Annotated in this window: 22 protein-coding genes; 7 read left to right on the plus strand and 15 right to left on the minus strand. The window is 67.7% G+C overall.

Annotation, left to right across the window (positions count from 1 at the left end; genetic code table 11):
* Positions 1-58 precede the first annotated feature (58 nt).
* The 3 genes from AB4Y79_RS09240 (at position 59) to disA (ending at position 2,167) form a co-directional block, all read left to right on the plus strand.
* Positions 59-301: a hypothetical protein gene (locus AB4Y79_RS09240; protein WP_441860616.1), complete on the plus strand. Its 243-nt coding sequence runs from the start codon at positions 59-61 to the stop codon at positions 299-301.
* Between the two features lie 40 nt (positions 302-341).
* Positions 342-845 (plus strand): 2'-5' RNA ligase family protein, encoded by a 504-nt coding sequence (locus AB4Y79_RS09245; RefSeq protein WP_441860617.1) that lies wholly within the window; start codon positions 342-344, stop codon positions 843-845.
* Positions 846-1,090: 245 nt separating this feature from the next.
* Positions 1,091-2,167 carry a DNA integrity scanning diadenylate cyclase DisA gene (gene disA / locus AB4Y79_RS09250; RefSeq protein ID WP_441860619.1) on the plus strand — a complete coding sequence of 359 codons (1,077 nt, stop codon included), beginning with the start codon at positions 1,091-1,093 and terminating at the stop codon, positions 2,165-2,167.
* A gap of 172 nt (positions 2,168-2,339) precedes the next feature.
* Here the strand turns inward: disA and AB4Y79_RS09255 are convergent, their stop codons facing one another.
* On the minus strand, positions 2,340-3,023 hold the full coding sequence (locus tag AB4Y79_RS09255) for a hypothetical protein (protein WP_441860620.1): 684 nt from the start codon (positions 3,021-3,023) through the stop codon (positions 2,340-2,342).
* A gap of 148 nt (positions 3,024-3,171) precedes the next feature.
* Here AB4Y79_RS09255 and AB4Y79_RS09260 point away from each other — a divergent pair, with 148 nt between their 5' ends.
* From AB4Y79_RS09260 to AB4Y79_RS09270, 3 genes are all read left to right on the plus strand, one after another.
* Complete coding sequence (locus AB4Y79_RS09260; RefSeq protein WP_441860621.1) at positions 3,172-4,116, plus strand: A/G-specific adenine glycosylase; 945 nt, start codon at positions 3,172-3,174, stop codon at positions 4,114-4,116.
* Between the two features lie 60 nt (positions 4,117-4,176).
* Positions 4,177-4,608 (plus strand): DUF3592 domain-containing protein, encoded by a 432-nt coding sequence (locus AB4Y79_RS09265; RefSeq protein ID WP_441860622.1) that lies wholly within the window; start codon positions 4,177-4,179, stop codon positions 4,606-4,608.
* Between the two features lie 80 nt (positions 4,609-4,688).
* Positions 4,689-5,171, plus strand: coding sequence for a hypothetical protein (locus tag AB4Y79_RS09270; protein WP_441860623.1), 483 nt, complete (start codon positions 4,689-4,691; stop codon positions 5,169-5,171).
* 11 nt (positions 5,172-5,182) lie between these two features.
* Here the strand turns inward: AB4Y79_RS09270 and AB4Y79_RS09275 are convergent, their stop codons facing one another.
* The 10 genes from AB4Y79_RS09275 to lysS form a co-directional block, all read right to left on the minus strand.
* Complete coding sequence (locus AB4Y79_RS09275) at positions 5,183-5,356, minus strand: hypothetical protein (RefSeq protein WP_441860625.1); 174 nt, start codon at positions 5,354-5,356, stop codon at positions 5,183-5,185.
* Positions 5,357-5,425: 69 nt separating this feature from the next.
* A complete protein-coding gene (gene dhaM / locus AB4Y79_RS09280; protein ID WP_441860627.1) occupies positions 5,426-6,118 on the minus strand; it encodes a dihydroxyacetone kinase phosphoryl donor subunit DhaM in 693 nt (230 codons plus the stop codon).
* A complete protein-coding gene (dhaL, locus tag AB4Y79_RS09285; RefSeq protein WP_441860629.1) occupies positions 6,115-6,747 on the minus strand; it encodes a dihydroxyacetone kinase subunit DhaL in 633 nt (210 codons plus the stop codon). Before dhaL ends, dhaM begins: the two co-directional genes overlap by 4 nt.
* Before the next feature lie 3 nt (positions 6,748-6,750).
* Positions 6,751-7,752: a dihydroxyacetone kinase subunit DhaK gene (gene dhaK, locus AB4Y79_RS09290; protein WP_441860631.1), complete on the minus strand. Its 1,002-nt coding sequence runs from the start codon at positions 7,750-7,752 to the stop codon at positions 6,751-6,753.
* 240 nt (positions 7,753-7,992) lie between these two features.
* The gene (locus tag AB4Y79_RS09295; protein ID WP_441860632.1) at positions 7,993-8,502 is read right to left on the minus strand and encodes an amino-acid N-acetyltransferase; all 510 of its coding nucleotides are present in this window, start codon (positions 8,500-8,502) and stop codon (positions 7,993-7,995) included.
* A gap of 160 nt (positions 8,503-8,662) precedes the next feature.
* A complete protein-coding gene (locus AB4Y79_RS09300) occupies positions 8,663-10,789 on the minus strand; it encodes a prolyl oligopeptidase family serine peptidase (RefSeq protein ID WP_441860634.1) in 2,127 nt (708 codons plus the stop codon).
* Positions 10,790-10,876: 87 nt separating this feature from the next.
* The gene (locus tag AB4Y79_RS09305) at positions 10,877-13,369 is read right to left on the minus strand and encodes an ATP-dependent Clp protease ATP-binding subunit (protein WP_308928979.1); all 2,493 of its coding nucleotides are present in this window, start codon (positions 13,367-13,369) and stop codon (positions 10,877-10,879) included.
* 342 nt (positions 13,370-13,711) lie between these two features.
* Positions 13,712-14,044, minus strand: a complete 333-nt coding sequence (locus AB4Y79_RS09310) for a histone-like nucleoid-structuring protein Lsr2 (protein ID WP_308928980.1) — start codon at positions 14,042-14,044, stop codon at positions 13,712-13,714.
* A 143-nt stretch (positions 14,045-14,187) separates the two neighbouring features.
* Positions 14,188-14,373 carry a hypothetical protein gene (locus AB4Y79_RS09315; RefSeq protein WP_441860636.1) on the minus strand — a complete coding sequence of 62 codons (186 nt, stop codon included), beginning with the start codon at positions 14,371-14,373 and terminating at the stop codon, positions 14,188-14,190.
* Between the two features lie 2 nt (positions 14,374-14,375).
* A complete protein-coding gene (gene lysS / locus AB4Y79_RS09320) occupies positions 14,376-15,914 on the minus strand; it encodes a lysine--tRNA ligase (RefSeq protein WP_441860638.1) in 1,539 nt (512 codons plus the stop codon).
* Between the two features lie 68 nt (positions 15,915-15,982).
* On the opposite strand from lysS, the gene AB4Y79_RS09325 reads away from it, so the two are divergent.
* Positions 15,983-16,897, plus strand: a complete 915-nt coding sequence (locus AB4Y79_RS09325) for an alpha/beta fold hydrolase (protein WP_441860640.1) — start codon at positions 15,983-15,985, stop codon at positions 16,895-16,897.
* Here AB4Y79_RS09325 and atzF read toward each other — a convergent pair.
* From atzF to AB4Y79_RS09345, 4 genes are read right to left on the minus strand one after another with little or no spacing between them, the layout of a single operon-like run.
* Positions 16,875-18,749 carry an allophanate hydrolase gene (atzF, locus tag AB4Y79_RS09330; protein WP_441860642.1) on the minus strand — a complete coding sequence of 625 codons (1,875 nt, stop codon included), beginning with the start codon at positions 18,747-18,749 and terminating at the stop codon, positions 16,875-16,877. The two genes, AB4Y79_RS09325 and atzF, sit on opposite strands and share 23 nt — an antisense overlap.
* Positions 18,746-22,477, minus strand: a complete 3,732-nt coding sequence (uca, locus tag AB4Y79_RS09335; RefSeq protein WP_441860643.1) for an urea carboxylase — start codon at positions 22,475-22,477, stop codon at positions 18,746-18,748. The genes atzF and uca overlap by 4 nt, the downstream gene beginning before the upstream one ends.
* Positions 22,474-23,151: an urea amidolyase associated protein UAAP2 gene (locus tag AB4Y79_RS09340; protein WP_441860645.1), complete on the minus strand. Its 678-nt coding sequence runs from the start codon at positions 23,149-23,151 to the stop codon at positions 22,474-22,476. The genes uca and AB4Y79_RS09340 overlap by 4 nt, the downstream gene beginning before the upstream one ends.
* On the minus strand, positions 23,148-24,023 hold the full coding sequence (locus AB4Y79_RS09345) for an urea amidolyase associated protein UAAP1 (protein WP_441860647.1): 876 nt from the start codon (positions 24,021-24,023) through the stop codon (positions 23,148-23,150). Before AB4Y79_RS09345 ends, AB4Y79_RS09340 begins: the two co-directional genes overlap by 4 nt.
* Positions 24,024-24,027 lie beyond the last annotated feature (4 nt).

Here is a 24,027-nt window from a genome sequence, read left to right on the forward strand (position 1 = left end):
AACGAGTGCGAAACCGGACGTTCAAGGCCGTGAAATGCGCAGCGGCTAGCTTGGGCGGATGATGCAAGGTCCCACCTTCTCCGGCAACCTCTTCTTCGATCCGCTGGCCACCAACCTCGGCAATAACCTCGTGGCAGGCCTGGCCACCGCAGGGCCTGCCGACCCGGATTCCGCCCGGCAGCCCGGGGCGGCGCGGAAGCGCGGAGTCCAGTCGGCGGCCGAACACAGGGCGCTGCGGGCAGCTTCCCTATTTAAAGTGAGCAGTGACCTGGAGCGGATGCTCAGGGAGCGTAAACGCTGAAGTTCCCACCGCCGTGCTGCGGTAACGGCATGATGTGTTCATGCGCAGCATCGAGTTGGTCTTCGATGGCCCCACCGATTCCCTGGTCAGGGCCGACTGGGCGCGGCTTGCGGCCGTCGGCCTCCCGAGCCTGGCGGCCCACTCCTCCCCCAGCAACAGCCCGCACATCACGCTGGCTGCAGGCACTGAACTGGAGGCAGGACCGGATGGACCCTGGGAGCAGTTGCCACTGGACGTGACGTTTTCCGGCGCAATCATTTTTCCCGCGGGCACGGGGAAGTACGTCCTGGCCCGCTCGGTCCTGCTTGATCCTGCCCTCCTGGACCTGCACCGCGCCCTGCACCGGGACTTGTCCGGGGCGCTTCCGCTGACGCGTCCGGGGGCCTGGACGCCGCATGTCACCATTGCCCGCCGCATTGCCGGGCATCAGCTCGGAACAGCGATGGACCTGCTGGACCTGCGTGTCGAGGGCCGGTGCACCGGCGCCAGGCTCTGGGACGGAAGCACCAGGACCGTGACGCCCCTGGGCAACGGATCCTCCTGAGCAGGGCCAAGGCCCCGGGTCCACGGGTGGGAAAGTGCCCTCACGGCCGCGGCCCCGTCGGGCACTTTTCCGGCTGTTCCGTGCACCCCCTAATGGGGCACTTTGGGGCTTGCCCGTGCGGAAGTGGCGTTTCTTACCCCTATCATTGAGCTTGCGGGAATCAGCGCACTTTTTGATCCTGCCGGCCAATTGCGGATGCCGGCATTCCCGCGGTCGGCGGTCCGCACCTTTGAAGGGAAACACCTATGGCGCGGAGCCCCGAAGAATCCCTGCGGGCCACTCTGGGCAGGGTGGCCCCCGGAACGCCCCTCCGCGACGGCCTGGAACGCATCCTCCGCGGGCGTACCGGCGCGCTGATCGTCCTGGGCTCTGACCGCACCATCGATTCCATCTGTTCCGGCGGCTTCGATATCGGGATCGAGTTCTCGCCCACCCGCCTGCGCGAGCTGGCCAAGATGGACGGCGCCATCATCTGCGACAAGGACGCCGGCAACATCCTGCGGGCCGCCGTCCAGCTGGTCCCGGATTCGAGCATCGAAACGCAGGAATCCGGAACCCGGCACCGCACCGCTGAGCGGGTGGCCAAGCAGACCGGTGTCCCCGTGATCTCCGTGAGCCAGTCCATGCAGATCATCGCCCTCTACGTCAACGGCCTGCGGCACGTCCTGGAGGGATCCGAAAACGTGCTGGCCCGCGCCAACCAGGCCCTTGCCACGCTTGAGCGCTACCGCGCCCGGCTGGATCAGGTCACCAGCTCGCTCTCGGCCCTGGAGATTGAGGCCATGGTGACGGTCCGGGATGTGGCCGTGACCTTGCAGCGGCAGGAAATGGTCCGCCGCATCTCCGAGGAAATCTCCCAGTATGTCCTGGAACTCGGCGAAGACGGCCGGCTTCTATCCCTCCAGCTCGACGAGCTCACGGTGGGCCGCGGCCCCGGCAGCGACGTGATCATCCGCGACTACGCCAGCCCCAACGCGTCCGCGGATGACATCGAGAAGGCCGTCAGCGAACTGGTGAACCTGGGGCCAACGGAATTGATCGACCTGGGCAAGATTTCGGCGATCGTGGGATTCGCCGGCGGCGAGGCCAACCTCGATGCCGTAGTGCAGCCGCGCGGCTACCGGCTGCTGTCCGGCCTGAAGGCAGTTCCCAAGGCCGTGGCTGACCGCCTGGTGGACCATTTCGGTGGACTGCAGTTCCTGATGGCCGCCACCATTGATGACCTGATGACCGTGGACGGCATCGGTGACCAGCGCGCCCGCACCGTCCGCGAAGGCCTGAGCCGGATGGCCGAAGCGAGCCTCCTGGACCGCTTCCTCTAAACATCACCCCGGCTCCCGCGCACCGGGCAATCCCCGCGGCTTTCCCCCATCGATTGCTCCGTACCTGCCGTTTTCAGCCCTGAAAGCCACAAAGGGCCCACGCCGGGAGGGTTCCCTGGCCGAGCTTGCGAGGCGAGGGAACCGGTGGGGAGCAATCGATGGACGGTGGGGGTCAGTTCAGCTGGAACACGGCCTTCGGACTGGCCCGCGAGCCCAGCTTGGCGGTGAAGATGTAATACGCCCCGCCCCCACCGGGTGCTGCAGCAACGGCCTTGCAGCCATCGGCGCTGCGGTTCCTGCCCCACGGGAAGTTCGCAGTTTCGCTGGCGCCGGGGGCAAGGACCTTCTCCAGGTCCTCGCTTGACGCCTGGCAATCCTTGGAAGAGAAGATCCGGTCCGAGCCGCTGGTCACCAGGAACTCCATTTGCGAGGTTCCCATGTTGATCTCGCACGGCACTGTGCCGCCGTTGGTGACCTTCAGCGTGAGCATCGGGTTTTCGCCCGGACCATATGCGGCCTTGTCGGTGGAGGCCGTCACCGTCACCAGGTTCTGGTTGCAGGTGGGTGTTGCGGCAGCAGTGGGCGACGGCGGTGCGGAGGGCGTCGCGGAAGGGGTGGCGGACGGTGCCGGGGAGGCAGCCGGGTCAACGGAGGAAGGCTGGGTTGATGAAGCCTGTTGGGAGCCGCCCTTGAAGGCTGCGGCCAAGGCGAAGCCGCCCACCACCAGGGCAATCACCAGGAGCAGGGCGCCGCCGGCAACCAGCCGCCGGCGACGATAGACGGCGGGGCTCGGCTTCCGGACGCTGCTGGAACCGGATGCCGTGCCGCGTGCTGAAGAATTGCCTTGCCTGCCCATCCTCCTAGGCTAGGGAACGCCTCCGCTTCTGCACCGCCACCACGCCGCCGCGCCGCCATCGCTCTGGTCACAACCGGTTTTCAGCGCGCCCGAACCCATCAACTACAGTGTTGGAATCGACACTCAAACCACCTCCACCAACCCTGCCATGCCCGGCCCGGATGGCCTGCGGCTGCTCCATCACCGGATCAACGACTGGTTCGCAGGCGTCGCCCGCGATCTTCCCTGGCGCGAGCCTGACTGCTCACCCTGGGGCGTACTGGTCAGCGAGATCATGCTGCAGCAGACCCCCGTGGTGCGGGTCCTTCCCATTTGGCACGAGTGGCTCAAGCGCTGGCCCACCCCGGCCGGCCTGGCCGGCGAACCGGCCGGAGAAGCCGTGCGGTCCTGGGGCAGGCTGGGCTACCCCCGGCGGGCACTCCGGCTGCATGCCGCGGCCACGGCAATCGTGCAGGATCATGGCGGGAAGGTCCCGGACACGTATGCGGACCTGTTGGCGCTTCCCGGGGTGGGCAGCTATACGGCGGCGGCGGTGGCCGCCTTCGCGTACGGCCGCCGGGAAACAGTGGTGGATACCAACATCCGGCGGGTGCACGCCCGGCTGGTCTCCGGCGTCGCCCTTCCCGCCCCGGCGCTCACCGCGGCGGAGATGCGCCTGGCCGCGGCACTGCTGCCGGACGACGCCGACACTTCCGTGCGCTGGAACGCTGCGGTCATGGAGCTGGGGGCGCTGGTGTGCACGGCCAGGGCACCCAAGTGCACCGCTTGCCCGGTGAAAGATTCCTGCGCGTGGCTCGCGGCGGGTGAGCCGCCGCCGTCGTACGTGCCTAAAGGCCAAGCCTGGCACGGGACCGACCGGCAGGTCCGCGGCGCCGTCATGGCCGTCCTGCGGCTGGCTGACGCGCCCGTGCCGCCTGACATGTTCCAGCGTGAACCCGCCGATCTCGGCTACGCCCCGGAAGGCGTCGGCGTGCCCCTTGCCGCCCTTCACCGGCTCAACTCCGCGCCCGAGCAGCTGGAACGGGCGCTGGCCGGGTTGCTGGCGGACGGTCTGGCAGAGATGCACGACGGCGGTTACCGCCTCCCGGCCTGACGCGCCCGGCACGCGGAACGGGGATGGCATACTTCTTGGTGACCGGAACCGGGGGAAGCCATGAAGATCATTCTGTACATCGTGTGGGCCTTGTTTGTTGCCGCCGCCGTAGTCGCGCTGGTGCGCTCGGTCCGCAAAACCAGGCAGCAGGAACAACTGATGGCGGCCTGGCCCAAGACGCAGGCCACCGTGACCGGCAGTACTACGGGTTGGACCAGCGGTGTGGGCGGGTCCAACCGGAACCTCCGGTATTACCCCACCTACCAGTTCACGGACCCGCAGGGCACCCTGTTCATGGGCAAGTCCGAGGTCTCCCTTGCGGAGCAGCCTGTGCCCGGATCGTTGCTGGAGGTGGCGTACAACCCGGCGAACCCCAACCAATCGCTCCAAGTCTCCTCATCGTCCCGACTCGCACTCGGGTGCCTGATTCCGTTCTTCGCCGTCTTTGCGATCGTCCTGTTCTGGTTCATCGGCATTTTCCCGGTGGGCTAGGGATGTGGGCGCGTAACGATGTTGCCGCCAATCCGTGAGGGGCGGCCCCGTGCCGCCACCTCCGGACGTAGCCTGAAGGCATGGGCAGGCCCGGGCTTCTCTTGGCTTTGATAACCGCAGCGGTGTCCCTCTCTGCGTGCGGGCCCACCGCGAGCGCCTGCCCGGCAATTGCGCAGGCCACCGCTGTTTCCGTCACGGTCAGCGCGGACTACGCTCCGCAGATCAACAGGCTGCATCTCCGCGCCTGCCAGGACGGCGCCTGCAAGGAGGCCGACCTCGAACTGCGTCCCGGCAGCGCCTCCATTGACCAAGGCTGCGCCGGTGAGGTCTGTTCCGCCACGGCCTCGCCCGACGGCACCAGAGTGGGGATACTCATGCTGGAAACCCTGACGGAATCACCTATGGCCCTAACCGCTTCCGGTATGGCCACGGACGGATCTGCGTTGCCTGTGCGGACCCTCGATTTCCACCCGCAGGCGGCCTATCCCTTCGGGGAGCAATGCGGGAAGGTCGTGTCGGCGTCGGTCACGCTGGACAGCTCAGGGCTTCATCCGCGCACCTGACATTCCATGGGCTAGAACAGCGCGGGCTGGCTGAAGGCTTCCCCTGCCGGCGTTCCGGGCTCCCCGCCGCTGTCCACCGGTTCAGCGCTCCATTCGAACCCGAGTTCCGCGAGCAGCTCCTCTACGGATATCTGGCCATCCAGGACTTCGATATCCGGGGAGTTCTCTGCAGGCGGCCGTTCCATGGCATCGAGCTTATTCCCAGGAAAGCACGCAGGCCTCCGGAACACACCGCGGAGCACTGGATTGGAGCGTCACGGTTCACCGAAGCCGGACTGAACAAGGCCGCCCACATAATTCACTGCCCGTTCGGCATCCGTGCCCCAGGCTTCCACATGCAGGACCGAGCCCTTGCCGGCGCCAAGGGTCATCAGGCCCGTCATGGAGGCGCCGTCCACCCCGTTGATGGTCACTTCCGCGTCAAGGGCGGACAGGCCGCCCGCCATTTTCGCGGCAGGCCGGGCGTGCATGCCGGCCTGGTTTACCAGTTCGAAGTCGCCGGTGCAGTCCGGTGGCGTGCCGGCGCCCGGCCGCTCTCCCGCGACCTCCGCGGAACCTGGCTCCGGTTGGCGGGCCGGACACCGCGCGGCCTCAGCGGCCTGTTTGACTGCCTGCACGTCCGCCCCGCCCTGCGCGGCCACCGCTGCGGCAACGAGGCCTTCCACCAGGGGTGCATCCGCGAGCAGGACGCCTTCGGGATTTCCCAGGAACTCGAGAGCCGATTCGGCGGTCATCACGGCTGATCCCAGGTCCGTGAGGACCACAGCCCCGTCTCCGCCGGCCTGTTCCAGGGCGGCAAGGACTTTTTCCAGGCTGGTGCCGATCCTGCCGTCGTCAGTGCCCCCGGCAGGCAGGAGCACGACGTCAGGTGCCATCTGGGCGGCAAGCTCTATGGCGCCGTCGGCAATTTTTGCGCTGTGGGACACCACTACGATGCTCACGGTCACGCAGCCGCCCCGACTGCCGCGCGCAGGATCAGCGCACTGGATACGGCCCCGGGGTCCCGGTGCCCGGCGCTGCGGTCGCCCAGGTAGCTGGCGCGTCCCTTGCGGGCGATGAGCGGATCGGTGGCAACAGCACCGGCCTCGGCAGCCTCCGCAGCGGCCACGAGGACGCTGAGGAGGTCCTCGCTGCCGCCGTCCGCGGCGGCACGGGCAGCGTCAACCGCTGGTGTCCATGCATCCACCATGGTCTTGTCCCCGGGCTCCGCCTTCCCGCGCGCCACGATCCCGTCCCGGGCGGCTGCCAGCGCATCGGCCCACGCGGACGGACCAATCTCAGCGGCATCACCCACGGCGGTGGCGGCACGAAGGAACGCGGTGCCGTAGAGGGGGCCGGCAGCACCGCCCACCTTGGACATCAGGGTCATAGCCGTCATCTTCAAAGCCGCACCGGGCGTCTCCGGGATGGATTCGTCCAACTTGGCCAGGACAGCCTGGAAGCCGCGGTCCATGTTCTCACCGTGGTCCGAGTCCCCGATCGCCCTGTCCAGTTCGATCAGTTCAACCCGGTGCTCGGCCATGGCCTGCGCGCAGAGGGTCAGCCACTTCACGGCCCAGTTCGCGTCCAGCACCATGGCTTACACGCCCCAGCGCAGGGCGGCGGTGTGGACGGGGGCGTCCCACAGTTCCGTCAGCCCGTCATCGAGCCGGAGCACCGAGATGGAGCAGCCCTGCATCTCGAGGGCGGTGATGTAGTTGCCCACCAGTGAGCGTTCCACCGTAGCGCCTGCCTCGCCGAGCACCTGCACGGCCCGGCGGTACACGATGTAGAGCTCGCTCAGCGGGGTGCCGCCCATCCCGTTGACGAAGAGCAGCACCTTGTCCCCGGGGCTGATTTCCAGGTCGGCAAGGACGGGTTCCAGCAAGCGGTTGGTGATGCTGTCGGCGTTTTCCATGGGGATCTTATGCCTGCCGGGCTCGCCGTGGATGCCGATGCCGATTTCGATCTCGTCCTCGCCAAGGTCGAAGCTCGGGGTGCCCGCATGGGGAACCGTGCAGGCGGACAGCGCAACGCCCATGGTCCTGACGTTGGCGTTGACCTTTTCACCAATGGCGGCCACGGCGTCGAGGTCATCCCCGCGTTCCGCTGCGGCACCGGCGATCTTTTCCACCAGGACCGTGCCGCCCACTCCGCGCCGGCCGGCCGTGTAGAGCGAATCCTCCACTGCGACGTCGTCGTTGACCAGGACGGTGCGGACGCTGACGCCTTCAGCCTCGGCGAGCTCGGCCGCCGTCTCGAAGTTCAGGACATCGCCGGTGTAGTTCTTGACGATGTGCACCACGCCGGCACCTGAGTTGACGGCAAGGGTGGCCGGAAGGATCTGGTCCGGCGCCGGTGAGGTGAACACCGCCCCCGGCACGGCGGCGTCGAGCATTCCTTGCCCCACATAGCCGGCGTGCAGCGGCTCGTGGCCGCTGCCTCCGCCGGAAACCAGCCCCACCTTGCCGGCCACCGGCGCATCCTTGCGCGTGATGTAGGTGGGGTCTTCGCTGACCGTAACGAGCCCGGCATATGCCAGGCCAAACCCCTGGACGGCTTCCTCGACGACGGATCTGGGATCGTTGATGAGTTTCTTCACGGCGGTGCTCCTGGCTGCGCTCCTGGAGGATGTGTTTTTCGACCCTACTACCGGGGTCACCGCCGGCGGTAGGTTCGTCCGTACCGGCTCTCCCCGGACACCTGCCCCGGACGCAGCAAAGGGACAGCCCCCAATGACTGTCCCTTTCCTGAGGCCCCCCATATCCCGGCCTCCAATAGTTTATCCATCAATTCGAATAATGCAAGGATGGGGCATCACTGCCCTCCCCGAACTGCCCGTTCAAAGAATGCGGATCATCCTGGTGTTGCCCAGGGTGTTCGGCTTGACGCGTGCCAGGTCCAGGAACTCAGCAACGCCTTCGTCGTGGGAGCGCAGGAGCTCCGAATACACCTCGGGGTCCACGGCTGACTGGTCGGCCATCACCTCGAAGCCGTGGCGTTTGAAGAAGTCCACCTCGAACGTGAGGCAGAAAACCCGGGCCACGCCGAGGGCCCGTGCCCCCTCCAACAGGTCCTCCACCAGGACGTGCCCCACGCCTTTGCCCCGCCACTGTCCGGAGGCCGCGAGGGTACGGATTTCAGCGAGGTCCTCCCACATAACGTGCAGCGCCCCGCAGCCGATCATTTCGCCGTCGCTGGACTCGGCGATCCGGAACTCCTGGAGGCTCTCGTAGTAGGCAACCGTCTCCTTCGCCATCAGGATGCGTTCCTCGGCCAGGGGCGCCACAAGCTTCTTGATGGCCGGGACGTCGCTGGTGCGTGCTGGGCGGATGTGGAAGGAGTCAGTCACAAAGCCATCCTACGAGGCGAAGGGCTTTCGGCTCGGGGACTGCGACATTTACCGCGTGCTCGCTCGTTCCTCGCTTAGACGCACGCTACGTAAATGCCCCAGCCCCCTTCACCTCGGGATCTTCCCCATCGAGCGATGCTTTGTGCCTGTTAGCGGGAAATTAGAGGCCCAGTTCCACCGGCAGTTCGATGTCCGTGCCCAGGACGTTCCGTGCCAGGAACCACTCCACCACCTGGTACCAGACCTTGGCGTGCTGCGGTTGGAGGATCCAGTGGTTTTCATCCGGGAAATAGAGGAACCGGTGCGGTGTCTGCCCGTCGTCGTCCGCGGCCAGCCGGGACCTGGACAGGAGTTCGTACCAGAGGCGGAGGCCCTCGCCGATGGGTACCCGGTAGTCCTTGTCGCCGTGGATCACCAGCATGGGGGTGCTGATGTTCTCGGCGCGCAGATGCGGGGAGTTCTCCAGCGCCATCTCCTCGGTCATTTCCTTCAGCCAGTACTGGGAGGCATCCGTGGTGGGACCAAACTGGTCCAGGGCCCACAGGCTGGCGTGGGTGACCACCGCCTTGAACCGGTCCGTGTTGCCCGCCACCCAGTTGGCCATGTAGCCGCCAAAGGAGCCTCCCATCGCGGCGGTCCGGGTCCCGTCGATGTCCGGTCGTTCCACGGCGGCGTCCGTGATGGCCATGAGGTCGGTGTACGGCGCCTTGCCCCAGGAACCCCAGCCGCGCTGGATGTGCGACTGCCCGTAACCGGTGGACAGTGCCGGGTCCGGCAGCAGGACGGCGTACCCCTTGGCCGTCAGGAGCCAGGGGTTCCAACGCCAGGTCCACGCGTTCCAGGAGCCCAGCGGGCCGCCGTGGATCCACAGGAGCAGCGGCGCCGGGGACTCCGCAGAGGCACCGTCCGGCAGCGCAAGGTAGGCGGGGACACGGGAACCGTCAGCGGCCGTGGCGGCAATGCGCTCCAGCCGCCCGGGGCAGGACGGGCGTTCGGCCGGTGCGGGCAGGCGGGTGGTTTCCCCGGTTGCCAGATCTAGGCGCACGGCCTCGGCAGGGAATGCGTAGGAGCTGCGAAGGGCGTACGCATGGCGCCCCTCCGGCGAGACGACGACGTCGGTGTACGCCGCGGCGTCCTGCGTCACCCGGGCGACGCCCACCTGGGCGGCAGCAGACGGAACGCTGACCCGGAAAACCGGCGACGCGCCGTCGTCGTCCGCCGTGACAAGGATGGCGGAGCCGTCCGGAAGCCAGGCCGCGGGCTTGGCCCAGCGGTCCCAGTCATGGGCGAGGGGCTGCAGGCCGGCGGCGTCTTCGGCAGCGGCCTCACCGGACACGTCGAGCAGGTGCAGTTTGATCTCGGGCGCCTGGCGCGGAGTGGAGTCGGACTCGCTGACCACCACGAGCGTCTTGCCGTCCGGACTGACGGGCCCTGGAAAGTAGCTCATGCCTTCCCGGTCCAGCAGCACCTTGTGGCTGCCCGATGCCACGTCGACTGCCACGAGCATGAAACGGCTGTCAGCCTTGGCGAGGGGCTTGGTGTAACTGCTGTAGATGGTCTTCCCGTCGGGGCTGACCACAGTTTCCGCTTCGCGCAGCCGTGGGCCGGCATCAGGCGTGAGGTTGCGCAGGACCAGGGGGGCCGTGGCATCGACCGTGGCGGGCTTGCCCGGCGCCTTGTCGTCCCCCGGTTCCACCGCGAAGATTCTCGGCTGGCCCGGCCCCAGGTCCGCGTCCCAGTAGCGGACCGGATATTCGCTGTGCAGGATGGCCGAAACCTTCTTGTCCTTGCGGGCCTTGCGGCGTTCGGCGTCGTCGTCCTCATCGGCGGATCCGGCCAGGACCTCTGCCGTCACGAACGCGGCGTCGGCGTCCCTGGCCGTCATGATGCGGCTGATGCCGCCCGGCCGGCTGAGGACCACCCTGGCCTCACCGCCGTCGGCAGGAAGCATCCACAGCGCGTTGACGGGCTCCTCATCCGGACTGTCCGGGTCCGGGCGTGCGGACGTGAAGTAGACGTCACCGCTGGCCGCGAACGCGGCACCGGCCTCGCCCTTGGCGCTGCGGGTGATACGGCGTGCGTGCTTCTGACCCGCCGGGTCCAGCTCCCACAATGCCGTGGCAAATTCGGTGCCCTTGCCGTTCAGGGTACTGACCGTGGTGACCAGCCGCGAGCCGTCCGGGCTCAACGCCAGGCCGCTTACCCGTGGGATGGAGAGGTAGTGGTCGAGGTCGTGGAAGGGGGTCAGTGGTTGCTCATCCGGGATCACCGGTTCCAAGTTAGCCATTCCCCGATTCAACACGGTTTGTGCCGCCGATCACAATGCGAAAGCCCCGCCGCTCCTTGCGGAGTGGCGGGGCTTTGGCTGTGGAGGCTAGACGCTCGGGGCGATCTCCGGGATGCGCGGCTTGGCGTTGCCGGCGAAGGTGAACTTCGCGTCGTCGCCCTCGCCTTCAACATCCACGACGACAATGTCGCCGGGGTGGATCTCGCCGAACAGGATCTTCTCGGAGAGCTGGTCCTCGATCTCGCGCTGGATGGTGCGGCGCAACGGCCGGGCACCCATGGCGGGATCGTAGCCGCGGGTTGCCAGGAGCACCTTGGCGGCCTTGGTGAGCTCGATGCCCATGTCCTTGTCCTTGAGGCGCTTCTCGAGGCGGGTGACGAACAGGTCCACGATCTCGATGATCTCGTCCTGGGTCAGCTGCGGGAACACCACGACGTCGTCAACACGGTTCAGGAACTCGGGGCGGAAGTGCTGCTTGAGTTCCTCCGTGACCCGTGCACGCATGCGGTTGTAGCCGGTCTGCGTGTCGGTGCCGGACTGGAAGCCGGTGGCGACGCTCTTGGAGATGTCCCGGGTACCCAGGTTGGTGGTCATGATGATCACGGTGTTCTTGAAGTCCACCACGCGGCCCTGGGAGTCGGTCAGGCGGCCGTCTTCCAGGATCTGCAGCAGCGAGTTGAAGAGGTCCGCGTGGGCCTTCTCAACTTCGTCGAACAGCACCACGGAGAACGGACGGCGGCGGACCTTCTCGGTCAGCTGGCCGCCTTCCTCATAGCCCACGTAGCCCGGAGGGGCACCGAAGAGCCGGGAAACGGTGTGCTTCTCGGAGTACTCGGACATGTCCAGCGTGATGAGGGCGTCCTCTTCACCGAACAGGAACTCGGCGAGTGCCTTGGCGAGCTCGGTCTTTCCGACGCCGGTGGGGCCGGCGAAGATGAACGAGCCACCGGGGCGCTTGGGGTCCTTGAGCCCTGCACGGGTGCGGCGGATGGCCTGGGAGAGCGCCTTGATGGCCTCGTCCTGGCCGACGACCCGCCTGTGCAGTTCATCTTCCATCTTGAGCAGGCGCGAGGACTCTTCCTCGGTCAGCTTGAAGACGGGGATGCCCGTGGAGTTGGCCAGCACCTCGGCGATGAGATCCTCATCCACCTCGGAGATGTCGTCCATGCCGCCGGACTTCCAGTGCCGTTCCTTCTCCGCGCGCTCGGAAATCATCTTCTGCTCCTTGTCGCGGAGCGAAGCGGCGCCTTCGAAGTCCTGCGCGTCGATGGCGGATTCCTTCTCCATCTTCAGCTTGGCGATGCGCTCGTCCATGGCCTTGAGCTCCGGCGGAGCGGTCATGCGGCGGATGCGCAGCCGGGCGCCGGCCTCATCGATCAGGTCGATCGCCTTGTCCGGCAGGAAGCGGTCCGAGATGTAGCGCTCGGACAGGCTGGCAGCGGAGGCCAGGGCGCCGTCGGTGATGGTGACGCGGTGGTGCGCTTCGTAGCGGTCACGCAGGCCCTTGAGGATCTCAATGGCATGCGCCACGGAGGGTTCCTTGACCTGGATGGGCTGGAAGCGGCGCTCCAGCGCGGCGTCCTTCTCGATGTGCTTGCGGTACTCGTCAAGCGTGGTGGCGCCGATGGTCTGCAGCTCACCGCGGGCCAGCATGGGCTTCAGGATCGAGGCCGCATCGATGGCGCCTTCGGCGGCACCAGCACCGACCAGGGTGTGGATCTCATCAATGAACAGGATGATGTCGCCGCGGGTGCGGATCTCCTTGAGGACCTTCTTAAGGCGCTCTTCGAAGTCGCCGCGGTAGCGCGAACCTGCCACCAGGGAGCCAAGGTCCAGGGTGTAGAGCTGCTTGTCGCGGATGGTTTCCGGAACATCGCCGCGCACGATCGCCTGGGCCAGGCCCTCGACGACGGCCGTCTTGCCGACGCCGGGCTCGCCGATGAGGACAGGGTTGTTCTTGGTGCGGCGGGAAAGGACCTGCATGACGCGTTCCATTTCCTGCTCGCGGCCGATCACCGGGTCCAGCTTGTTCTCGCGCGCAGCCTGGGTCAGGTTGCGGCCGAACTGGTCCAGGACGACGGAACCGGCAGGTGCGCCTTCGGGCTGTCCGCCGCCGACGCCTGCGCCGGTGGTTTCCTTGCCCTGGTAGCCGGAGAGGAGCTGGATGACCTGCTGGCGGACCCGGTTGAGGTCTGCGCCGAGCTTGACCAGCACCTGGGCGGCAACGCCCTCACCCTCGCGGATGAGGCCGAGCAGGATGTGCTCAGTGCCGATGTAGTTGTGGCCCAGCTGGAGGGCTTCGCGCAGGGAGAGCTCCAGTACCTTCTTGGCACGGGGGGTGAAGGGGATGTGGCCGGACGGAGCCTGCTGGCCCTGCCCGATGATCTCCTGCACCTGCTCGCGAACGCCGTCGAGCGAAATGCTCAAGGACTCAAGAGCTTTGGCGGCAACACCCTCACCCTCATGGATCAGACCCAAGAGGATGTGTTCGGTACCGATGTAATTGTGGTTCAGCATGCGTGCCTCTTCTTGGGCAAGCACAACTACGCGACGGGCACGGTCCGTAAATCGCTCAAACATTTCGCCACACTCCTAGCTACGACGTACTTTGATGCTACGTGCCCGGTCCTGAGTTGTGGAGCGTGTTCGCCACAGGGGAAACCGGGCCGCTTGCGGGAATAGCCGCGGTGGCCGGACGGGGCAGCCCGCACCCGGGCGATCTGCGAAGCCGGAAGCCCGGGCGGCCGGCGGTTTCAACGCCCGGGACGGTCCAAATGTTCCCGGCGGCGGACCCGATCGAAGCCGCCTGAATAGCCAATTGGGCAAAGCGGGCGGCGGCCCATGCAGCCGGTTTTTCAAAAATGGAAAACCCCGCTCCGCCTGGCGGCGGTAAGCGGGGTTTTCCGTGGAGCTAAAGCCGCCCTAGGAATTTGCCTTTTGGTAGGCTTCCTGGATTTCGGCTTGAATTCGGCCGCGGCTGTTAACGGTGTAGCCGTTGTCCCGCGCCCATTGCCGGATTTGCGCCGAATCGTGGCCGCGGCCGCCGGCGGGTGCCTTGGCCCGTTGGGCCCGGGCCGCTCCGGAAGCCTTGCGTGCGACGCCAATGAACCGCTCCAGCGAAGACCGGAGTTCGGAGGCATTGGCTGCCGACAGGTCAATTTCGTAGTTGACCCCGTCGAGGCCAAACTTCACATTCTCGTCTGCGGATCCCCCATCCAGATCATCAACGAGGATGATGTTTACTTTCTGTGCCATTAAAAGTCTTCCTCTTGCTGGAAAGTTCGATTTTTCAGAAAAGCAGGATGTTTCCCTAAAAAGTATGACTCTTATGCTGGCAACGCGTCAAAGCGGCTTTTGGTTCCCGGTGGATAAAGGCAGAAAGACGGCGGGGATTTAATCTATTTTGAATCCGGCCGCGGGCGGTCCGCGGGCAGCACCGGTTGTGCCGGGAGGGAATCGGCCTCAGCCTGTGCGCGGGCCTCGGCCTGGCGCTCGGCCTTGTCCGCGTTGAAGATCGCCTTCATGGCAAACCAGAAAATCAGGCCCACCACGAGGGACGGAAGGATGACTGCTACGTATTCCATGGTCAGTGCCCTTCTGGCTTCAGCAGCGGGAACAGGATGGTTTCGCGAATACCGGCTCCGGTGAACAGCATTACCAGCCGGTCAATGCCAAGGCCGATGCCGCCCATGGGCGGAGCACCGTACTCGAGGGCGCGCAGGAAGTCCTCATCCAGCTGCATGGCCTCGACGTCGCCGGCGGCCGCGTGCAGGGACTGCTCGGTGAGCCGCTCGCGCTGGATGACGGGGTCGATCAGTTCGGAGAAGGCGGTACCGCGTTCCATGCCGCCGATGATCAGGTCCCAGGCCTCGATCAGCCGGCCGTCCTCACGGTGCGGGCGGGCCAGCGGCTGGGCCGAGGGCGGGTAGTCGTAAACGAAGGTGGGGTTCAGCAATGTGGGCTCCACGATCTCGCCGAAGAGCTCAACCACCAGCTTCTCGGCATCCCACTTGGGATCCACCTTGACCTCGTGCTTGGCTGCGAGCTCGCGGAGCACCTCCGCGGACGTGTCCGGCGTGATTTCCTGCCCGACGGCGTCGGAAAGGCCCGGATAGACGGGCAGCCAGGCCCATTCGCCGTCGAGGTTGATCTCCCCTGACTCTGTCTGCAATACGCGTCCGGCCCCCACGGCGTCCGCGGCGTCGAGGATGATCTCCTTGATCCGCTCCGCCATGACGAACTGGTCTGCCCAGGCCTCGTAGCATTCAAGGGTGGTGAATTCGGGGCTGTGGGTGGAGTCGACGCCCTCGTTGCGGAACACGCGGCCCATGTCGTAGACGCGGTCGATGCCGCCCACCACTGCGCGCTTGAGGTACAGCTCGGTGGCGATCCGCAGGGTCATCTTCTGGTCGAACGCGTTCATGTGGGTCTCGAACGGACGCGCCAGGGCGCCGCCGTGGACCAGGTTGAGGATGGGGGTTTCCACTTCCACGTAGCGGTGGCGGAACAGCGTTTCGCGGATGGAGCGGGTGATGGCGGCGCGGGTGTAGACCATTTCGCGGGCTTCGTCGCGGACCATCAGGTCCACGTAGCGCTGGCGGACCCGGGTTTCCTCGTTCAGGTCCGCGTGCAGGACGGGCAGCGGGCGGAGTGCCTTGGATGCCATGGACCAGGATTCGGCCATGACGGACAGCTCGCCGCGGCGCGAGGAGATGACTTCACCCTTGATGAACACATGGTCGCCCAGGTCCACCAGGGCCTTCCATTCCGCGAGGGCTTCCTCGCCCACGTTGGCCAGGCTCAGCATGGCCTGCAGGCGCGTGCCCTTGCCGTCCGTACCGCCCTCCTGCAGGGTGGCGAAGCAAAGCTTGCCGGTGTTGCGGACGAAAACCACCCGGCCGGTGACGCCCACGGTGTCGCCGGTGGTGTCGTCCGCCTCGAGGTGGGCGTACTTTTCCCGGATCTCGGCGAGGGAATGCGTGCGTTCCACTCCCACGGGGTACGCCTCCGCGCCGCGCTCAAGAAGCTTGGCGCGCTTTTCCATGCGGACCCGCATCTGCTCGCTGGCGTCGAGGGGCTCCGGGGCGTTCTTGGGCGCGGGGGTGTTTTGGGAAGTCACAATCATCAAGTTTACCGGGACTTGGCCACCGGGACTTTCAGCCGGCCCGCAGGCTTGCCCCCTAGGATGGGCGGGTGAAAGAACGGGTACTTCCAACGCACGACGGCGGCAGGCTGGCTCTCTACAGTTACGGCACCGAGGATGCGCCGGGAGAAAGGCGCGTGGTGCTGATTGGCGGCGCGTTCCTCACCGCCTCGATTTACCGCCCCTTCTCGATCGAACTGGCGAAGGGCCTGGGCGAAGGCTGGGCGGTGGACGTGTACGACCGCCGGGGCCGGGGCAATTCCTCCGAGCAGCCCCCGGACTACTCCATGGCCACCGAGATCTCCGACGTCCGGACCGTGATGGATGCGACCGGCGCACGGAATATCCTGGGCCACAGCCTGGGCGGTGCGGTGGCGCTCAATGCCGTGCAGGAGTTCACCGGCACCGGCTGCGTGCCGGACAAACTGGCGGTGTACGACGCCGCGGTGAACATCGACGACAGCATCGACACCGACTGGCTGGACGGATTCGAGGACGCGGTCAACAACGGCAAGGTGGGCCGCGCCCTGGCGTACATGAAGAAGGCCACCAGCCCCGGCTCCGTCATGGCCCGGATCCCCGATCCCGTGCTGGCAGGGCTGATGGCCGTGCTGTCGCGGACCAAGGTGAACACCTTGTTCCGCCAGGTGATGCCCAGCGGAGTGGGCGAGTTGCGCGCAGCCTTCGACGAAAAGGACCACGCCCGCGACTTCAGCGTGCTGCCGGCCGGCACCCATTTCATGGCCGGCGGGAAGAGCCCCAGCTATTACAAGGCGACGGCTGAGCGGTTGCACGCAGCCGTTCCCGGCAGCACCTACCAGCTCTCCCCTAAATGCTTCCACGGCTCCATCCCGGCGGCGGTCAAGGAACTTGTGACGGATATTTCCACGTACTTCACGGGAGGGAATCCGGACGGCCCGCCCCGCCCGGATTCCACCGACGCTATGCCCGTTCCCCGCGGCTGAACCCGGCCAGGGCGGCAACTCCCAAGTCCCGCCAGACGGTCCGCGGTTTGGGTTCCACGCTCCGGTCAGCCAACCAGTCGCCCCAGGCGGTAATGTCCTCGCCGCCTGCGGCGGCCAGGGCGTCACAGGCGAACCCGACGGCGGTGGACCCGTCCCGGAGCTGAACGGACCCGAGCAGCATGGGTTCGGGAAGCGAGGCAAGGAACGTCCCCAAGGCCGCTGGCGGCAACAGCCACCGCTCCCCTGCCAGCTCTGCGCCGTCGTCGGACCGGTACACGCCCGGCTTCGGCGGCACGGTGTCCAGGGCCACCATCCGGTAGCGCGCGGCGGTCCGGACCGGCCCATCCCAGCAGGCGCCGAGTTCCTCCAGCTGGTGGGCCAGCGGCTGGCCCTTGCGGTGCGCGCCCACCACCACCAGCGGCAGGGCTGTTGCGCCGGCGGCAACCGGCCAGGGAATGGACGACGACGGCCGGGCGCCTTCGAAGCCGTCTTCCGGCGCGGCGGCCACCGCGCCGGAAGCATACAGCTCGGGGGCGGCGGGCGTCGTTTCCATCCGGCGGGCGATGTCCGCCACCACGGCGTCATCGAAGGCCCGGCCCACCACGGTGACGCCGAACTGGGCACCGGCCACTTCACCGGCCGGGACGGCCACGGCGCAAAGATCGAACAGGTTGCAGAAGTTGGTGTAGGTGCCCAACAAGGAGTTCACCCCCACCGGGTCCGCGGCCACCTCGGCCAGGGTGGGGTGGAAAGGTGCTGTGGGGACCAGGAGGGCATCGAAGCCCTGGAGTTGGGCCATGGCAGTGGCTTTCAGCTCCTCGAGCCGCGCGGTATCGGCGACGTACCGGTGCGCCGGGACTGTCCCGGCCGCCCGGATGATGCCTGCCACCGTGGGATCGATGCCCGCATGCCCCGGCGCTCCGGCGTCGGACGTTCCCGTGCCGCGCGCCGTTTCGAGGAAGCCGCCAACCGCGGAATAGCGTTCTGCCACCAGCCCGCCGTCGTAGAGCAGCCGTGCAGCCTGGAGGAAGGCGTCGAACTCGATCGGCTGGGCGTCCACTCCCGCCTCCCGCAGGCGGTCAACCTGGCAGCCGAACTCCGCCGCCCATTCCGCCGGCAGGGCGGGGAGGACGGCCGGGTATGCCACCCGCGCCCTGGCCGGCGCCGCGAGCTTTGTGTCCGCGGGCCACGGCCGGGCGTTGCCCGCCATGACGCCCATGGCGAGCTCTGCGGTGGCCAAGTTGCGGGCAAAGATGGTGACGGCGTCCCACGAGCGGCAGGCCGGCACCACACCGGCCGTCGAGACCACGTCCAGGGTTGCCTTGATCCCGACGATGCCCTGCAGGGCCGCCGGTACCCGGCCCGAGCCGGCGGTGTCGGTGCCGAGGGCGATATCCACCAGGCCCAGCGCCACCGCCACGGCGGACCCGGAGCTGGACCCGCCGGAGATCCGGTCCGGCCGGCGGGAATCGCGGACGGCGCCGTAGGGGCTGCGGGTCCCCACCAAACCGGTGGCGAACTGGTCCAGGTTGGTGGCACCCAGCACCAGGGCACCCGCGGCACGGAGGCGCGACACCGCTTCGGCATCCTGCTCCGGCGTATATGCGAAGCCGGGGCAGGCCGCCGTGGTGGGGATGCCGGCCACGTCAACGTTGTTCTTGACGGCCAGGAGCAGCCCGGCCAGCGGCAGGTCCGCACCGCGGGCAACGGCGGCGTCGATGGTTGCCGCTTCGGCCAGCAGGTCCTCCCCGCTGCGGAGGGTGATCCAGATTTCGGGCCGGTCCACTGCTTCGAGCGCTGCGAGGGCTGCTTCGGCGCGCCGTGTGGCGGAGCCAATGGGTGCCGGGTTCATACCGTTGCCTCTTCCAGTTCCAGGTCCTCGACCTCGATCAGCGCAAGGTCGGTGCCGCCGAGGACAACCACTGCCTCGCCGGCCACCACCTGGGAGCCGGCCGCCGGCAGGACCCGGAGCACTACGCCATCGCACGGTGCCTCCAGGACCGTTTCCATCTTCATGGCCTCCAGTGACACCAGGGGCTGCCCCTTGGCCACGCGGTCGCCTTCGGCCACATCCACCTTCCAGACGCTCGCGGCGAACGGGGCGGAGACGAGGGACCCGCCGTCCGGAACCACCACGTCGTCCGCCTCGGGGGCGGCGACGGCGGCGAGCGCCTCGGCACGATCGAACTCGCCGGCGTCGGCCCAGGCCTGCCGTTCCACGGCGAAGGCCGCACCCTGCTTTTCCCGGAACGCATCGATGGACGTGCGGTTTTCGGCAAGGAACTGTTCGTGCTCAGCGAGCGAGAACGTGCCGTCCTCGATCTCCACGCCGCGGCCGCGTCCGGCTGCCATGTCGGCGCGCAGGTCCAGGAGTTCCTCGGGACTGACGGGGTACCAGGAGATCCGGTCGAAGAAGCGGAGCAGCCACGGCGAGCCGGGTTCGAACGGAGCGGAATCGGCGTACCGCGACCACACCTGGGTGGTGCGGCCTACGAACTGGTAGCCGCCGGGGCCCTCCATGCCGTAAATGCACATGTACGCGCCGCCGATGCCCACCGCGTTCTCCGGCGTCCAGGTGCGCGCCGGGTTGTACTTGGTGGTGACCAGGCGGTGCCGCGGATCCAGCGGCGTTGCCACGGGCGCACCCAGGTACACGTCACCCAGGCCCAGGACCAGGTATTCGGCGTCAAAGACGGTGTCGAAGACGTCCTTGACGGAGTCCAGGCCGTTGATCCGGCGGATGAATTCGATGTTCCACGGGCACCAGGGCGCGTCGTCACGGACGCCTGCCATGTAGCGTTCGATCGCCTCGCGAGTGGCGGGATCGTCCCAGGACAGCGGGAGCCGGACGGTGCGGCTGGGCACCACCAGCTCGGAGCTCGCGGGCAGCGCGGCTTCGATTTCCCGGACCAGGTCCAGCAGCCGGGCGGTGGACAGGACGGATGGGTCCACCTTGATCTGCAGCGACCGGATTCCCGGGGTGAGGTCCACGATGCCGGGCAAACGGAGCCCGTCGATCTGCTGGTGCAGGGCATGAACCCGGGCACGCAGGCCAAGGTCCAGCACCATGTCACCGTATTCGACCAGCAGGTTGTCATCGCCGGAGCGGCGGTAGGTGACCGCGGGCCGGCCGGTTTCTTCCGGCACCCGGCCCAGCACGCCGTCGTCGCCATCGCCGCGGAGCAGCCGCGGCCCTGCCGAAGCCCCCGCCGGAAGGTTCACTGAGGCACCGCCCGGCCAGCCGGCGTCGCCCGGCAGGACCAGCTGGCGGCCGGGTCCCAGGTCCGTGGCCGACGGCGCCTGGCTGGCTTTGATGGGCACGAAGCGGATTTTGTCCCCCGGGCGGAGTTGGCCGAGTTTCCAGCGCTCGGCGGTGACCACGGTGACCGGGCAGACGAATCCGCCCAGGCTGGGTCCGTCCGGGCCAAGCAGGATGGGGGTATCGCCGGTGAAGTCCAAGGCACCCACCGAGTAGGCGGTGTCGTGGATATTGGACGGGTGCAGGCCTGCCTCGCCGCCGTCGGACCGCGCCCAGCGGGGTTTGGGGCCGATCAGCCGGACACCGGTGCGGGCGGAGTTGAAGTGCACCTCGTACTCCGCGGCATACAGTTCCTCGATGTCTTCGCGCTGGAAGAACTCCGGGGCACCGTGCGGCCCCTCGGCCACGGCCAGCTCCCAGGTTGTGGTGAGGGCCGGACGGCTGTCGATCGGGACGGCGGCCGTGGGGGCTGGTTCGACGGCGTACTTCACCGCGCGGAGCACGTCACCTGCCCGGAGCACCCGTCCGGCGTGGCCGCCGAACTGGCCAAGCGTGAAGGTGGAGGCGCTGCCCAGGTATGTGGGGATGTCCAGGCCGCCCTGGAACAGGATGTAACCGCGCAGGCCCTTGCCGGTGGCCGTGCCGGCGTCGAGCGTTCCTCCTGCCGGGACGGTCACGGGCGTCCAGGCGGGCACCTCCGCGCCGTCGATCGTCACCATGACCTCCGCGCCGGTGACGCAGATGGTGGTGGCATGCGTGAAAGTCAGGCTGGGGCCGGTCATGGTGAACTCCAGGCCCGGGGCCCCTTCCGGGTTGCCCAGCGCTGTGTTGCCCAGGCGGAAGGAGAGGTCATCCATGGGGCCGCTGGGCGGAACGCCGATCTGCCAGAGCCCGGTGCGGCCCGGCCAGTCCTGCACGCTGGTCTGCAGCCCGGGGCGTTCCACGGTGATCCGCGGTTCGGGGTCGCCCACTGAGTCCAGGGTGCTGGTGGAGTGCCCGACGCTTCGGACCACCTCCATTCCGGCGACGGCGCGGAGCATGCCGAGGTTGGTCTCGATGCCGTCGATCCGGGTGCCTTCCAGGGCGGCAGCGAGCCGGTCAAACGCGTCGGCGCGGCTTGGGCCGGAGGTGATGATCTTTCCCAGGAGGGGATCGTAGTTGGTGGAAACGTCGGTGCCGGTTTCCACCCAGGCGTCCACTCGGGCCGCTGCCGGGGCGGGGTAGGCGGCATTGGTGACGGTACCGGCGCTGGGCTGGAAACCGCGGGCCGGGTCCTCCGCGTAGACGCGGGCTTCCACGGCGTGGCCGGACACGGGCAACGCGTCCGGCACGTCCGCCAATACCGTTTCGGCTTCGGCGCCGCCCTGGGCCAGGCGGAGCATCCATTCCACCAGGTCCACTCCGGTGACGGATTCGGTGACAGGATGCTCCACCTGCAGCCGGGCGTTGACTTCCAGGAAAGAGGCTTCCTGGCGGGCGGAGTCATAGACGAACTCGACCGTGCCGGCGGAGCGGTAGTTAAGGGAGGCGCAGAGGGAGCGGGAGCTGCGGTGGAGTTCCTCGCGCAGTTCCTCAGGCAGGTCCGGCGCCGGGGCTTCCTCCAGTACTTTCTGGTGGCGGCGCTGCAGCGAGCAGTCCCTGTCGCCGAGGCTGACCACCCGGCCCTCGCCGTCGCCGAAGATTTGTACCTCGACGTGCCGGGCGTTCTCCACGTACCGCTCGGCGAACACCCCTGCGGTGCCGAAGCTGGCGCCGGCCAGGCGGGCCACGCGGGGGAAGCTTTCAACGAGTTCGGCCTCGTTGCGGCAGACCGTCATGCCGATCCCGCCGCCCCCGCCGGTGGCCTTGAGCATCAGCGGGAAGCCGATGGTTGCGGAGGCTGCGACGGCGGCGTCCACGTCCTCCAGCAGCCCCGAGCCGGCGATCATAGGCACCCCTGCTGCGCGGGCGGCGTCGCGTGCTGTGTGCTTAGTGCCGAAAATACGCAGCTGTTCAGGCGTGGGGCCTACAAAGACGAGCCCGGCTGCTTCCACGGCTTCGGCGAAGGCGGCGTCCTCTGACAGGAAGCCGTAACCGGGGTGGATGGCGCCCGCTCCGGTGGCCTTGGCCGCTGTCAGGATTGCGTCCATCCGGAGGTAGGACTCCTTGGCCGGCGCCGGCCCCAGCAGCACGGCTTCGTCGGCGAGCCGGACGTGCTTGGCGCCGCGGTCCGCCTCGGAGAAGACGGCGACGGTGTGCAGTCCCAGCTTCCTCGCGGATTCAATGATGCGGCACGCAATTTCTCCGCGGTTGGCGATCAGGAGGGTGTCGAACGTATTCACAGGGCGGCCTCCGGCCGGGTGACGATCATGCGGACGGGCGTGGGGTTGAAGCCGTTGCACGGGTTGTTGATCTGGGGGCAGTTGGAGACGAGCACCAGGGTGTCCACCTCCGCCTTCAGGGCCACGCGTTTGCCGGGGGCGGACAGGCCGTCCACGATGCCCAGGGCGCCGTCCGGGTCAACGGGGACGTTCATGAACCAGTTGATGTTGGACACCAGGTCCCGCTTGCCCAGGCCCCAGCGTGAGCCTTCGATCAGGAAGTTCTCCACGCAGGCGTGCTGCTCCCGGGTGTGCTGCCCGTACCGGAGGGTGTTGGATTCCTGCGAGCAGGCGCCGCCGATAGTGTCGTGCACGCCCACTTCGTCCGCCACGACCGTCATCAGCGGCGCGCCGGTGTCTGCCCGCAGGACAGAGCCTGTGGTGAGGACGATCGACTGTTGCGCGGCGATGGTGGTGGCGGCGGAGTAGCGCACGGTGGTGTCGTCCGCGGCGTAGAGCAGGCAGTCCACGGCCTGGTTGCCTTCCAGGTCCACGATGGTGAGGACGTCTCCGGCTGCCACCATTGCGGACCAGGGGCCGCGGGCTTCGACGAACTCGTCAAGGATCACGGCGCCTGGGGCGAGGGCGGTGTGGGCGGCGTCCGGGATGGGCTGGGTGTCAATGGCGGTGTTCATCGGGCGTTCCTTGCGGCGAGGTCGTGTTCGGTGTTGCGGAGGGCCTGCAGGTGTTCGGGGGCCAGAGGTCCGGTAAGGCTGCCGGCTTCCAGTGCGGCGAGGTCTCGGGGCGCGTGCCACGCGACGATGTCCACCGCGGTGCCGGTGAAGTCCGCGCGCGGGTCCAGCGGGTGCGCGGTATTGGCCAGGACCAGCACGGCGTCCATGTGGAGGAGGAGTTCGACGGCGGCACCGGGCCCGGCGCTGCCGGTGAAGGTGATGCTGCCGGCCGGGTCAACGGTGATGCCCTTGAAGAAGGACAGCGACGGGGCAACGTCCCGGGGACCCAGCCCGTTTTTCAGGGCGCCCAGCGTGAGCAGCTCGCGCGCGGCCGGGGATGCGCTGTGCACGGTGCCGGCTCCGTATTTCGCGGTGTTTCCGGCGAGGGTGGTGGCGCCGGTGAGGGCGTCGTGCCGGGAGGAGGTATCGGCCACGAGGGTGGCCATCAGCCGGCCGGAGTCGGAGAGCAGCGGGTGGCCCGCCGTCGGGTAGGCCTGCCACGGGACTTTGACGGTGTCCGCGGCGTTGAGGCGTTCATGCAGGGCACCTGCACGGTACAGGAGGGTGTGCACGCAGGCGTCGCCGGCGGTGTCCGTAAGCCGGATGCGGGTACCGCGGGCCAGGGACATGGTGGTGTAGCGGCCAAAGGCGAGGGACTCCGCCCAGGTGGGGGACGCGCCGTCGGGCATTCCTGCCAGAAGGTGGCCCGGTGCGGAGGCCGCCGGGACGAAGCGCATGGTTTCGGCGGTCTTGCCGTGCTGTTCCCTTGCGTGGGCGCGGGCGCCGGCCGTGGTGGCGGTACCTGTGGCGGCCGTTTCGATGGTCTGTGTCATGGTC

The organism is Pseudarthrobacter sp. YAF2, from assembly GCF_052113345.1.
Classification (GTDB): Bacteria; Actinomycetota; Actinomycetes; order Actinomycetales; family Micrococcaceae; genus Arthrobacter.

Coding starts and splice junctions, on each gene's coding strand:
- AB4Y79_RS09240 (WP_441860616.1), top strand. CDS start 59: ATGATGCAAGGTCCCACCTTCTCCGGCAACCTCTTCTTCGATCCGCTG.
- AB4Y79_RS09245 (WP_441860617.1), top strand. CDS start 342: ATGCGCAGCATCGAGTTGGTCTTCGATGGCCCCACCGATTCCCTGGTC.
- disA (WP_441860619.1), top strand. CDS start 1,091: ATGGCGCGGAGCCCCGAAGAATCCCTGCGGGCCACTCTGGGCAGGGTG.
- AB4Y79_RS09255 (WP_441860620.1), bottom strand. CDS start 3,023: ATGGGCAGGCAAGGCAATTCTTCAGCACGCGGCACGGCATCCGGTTCC.
- AB4Y79_RS09260 (WP_441860621.1), top strand. CDS start 3,172: ATGCCCGGCCCGGATGGCCTGCGGCTGCTCCATCACCGGATCAACGAC.
- AB4Y79_RS09265 (WP_441860622.1), top strand. CDS start 4,177: ATGAAGATCATTCTGTACATCGTGTGGGCCTTGTTTGTTGCCGCCGCC.
- AB4Y79_RS09270 (WP_441860623.1), top strand. CDS start 4,689: ATGGGCAGGCCCGGGCTTCTCTTGGCTTTGATAACCGCAGCGGTGTCC.
- AB4Y79_RS09275 (WP_441860625.1), bottom strand. CDS start 5,356: ATGGAACGGCCGCCTGCAGAGAACTCCCCGGATATCGAAGTCCTGGAT.
- dhaL (WP_441860629.1), bottom strand. CDS start 6,747: ATGGTGCTGGACGCGAACTGGGCCGTGAAGTGGCTGACCCTCTGCGCG.
- AB4Y79_RS09300 (WP_441860634.1), bottom strand. CDS start 10,789: ATGGCTAACTTGGAACCGGTGATCCCGGATGAGCAACCACTGACCCCC.
- AB4Y79_RS09305 (WP_308928979.1), bottom strand. CDS start 13,369: ATGTTTGAGCGATTTACGGACCGTGCCCGTCGCGTAGTTGTGCTTGCC.
- AB4Y79_RS09310 (WP_308928980.1), bottom strand. CDS start 14,044: ATGGCACAGAAAGTAAACATCATCCTCGTTGATGATCTGGATGGGGGA.
- AB4Y79_RS09315 (WP_441860636.1), bottom strand. CDS start 14,373: ATGGAATACGTAGCAGTCATCCTTCCGTCCCTCGTGGTGGGCCTGATT.
- lysS (WP_441860638.1), bottom strand. CDS start 15,914: ATGATTGTGACTTCCCAAAACACCCCCGCGCCCAAGAACGCCCCGGAG.
- atzF (WP_441860642.1), bottom strand. CDS start 18,749: ATGAACCCGGCACCCATTGGCTCCGCCACACGGCGCGCCGAAGCAGCC.
- AB4Y79_RS09340 (WP_441860645.1), bottom strand. CDS start 23,151: ATGAACACCGCCATTGACACCCAGCCCATCCCGGACGCCGCCCACACC.
- AB4Y79_RS09345 (WP_441860647.1), bottom strand. CDS start 24,023: ATGACACAGACCATCGAAACGGCCGCCACAGGTACCGCCACCACGGCC.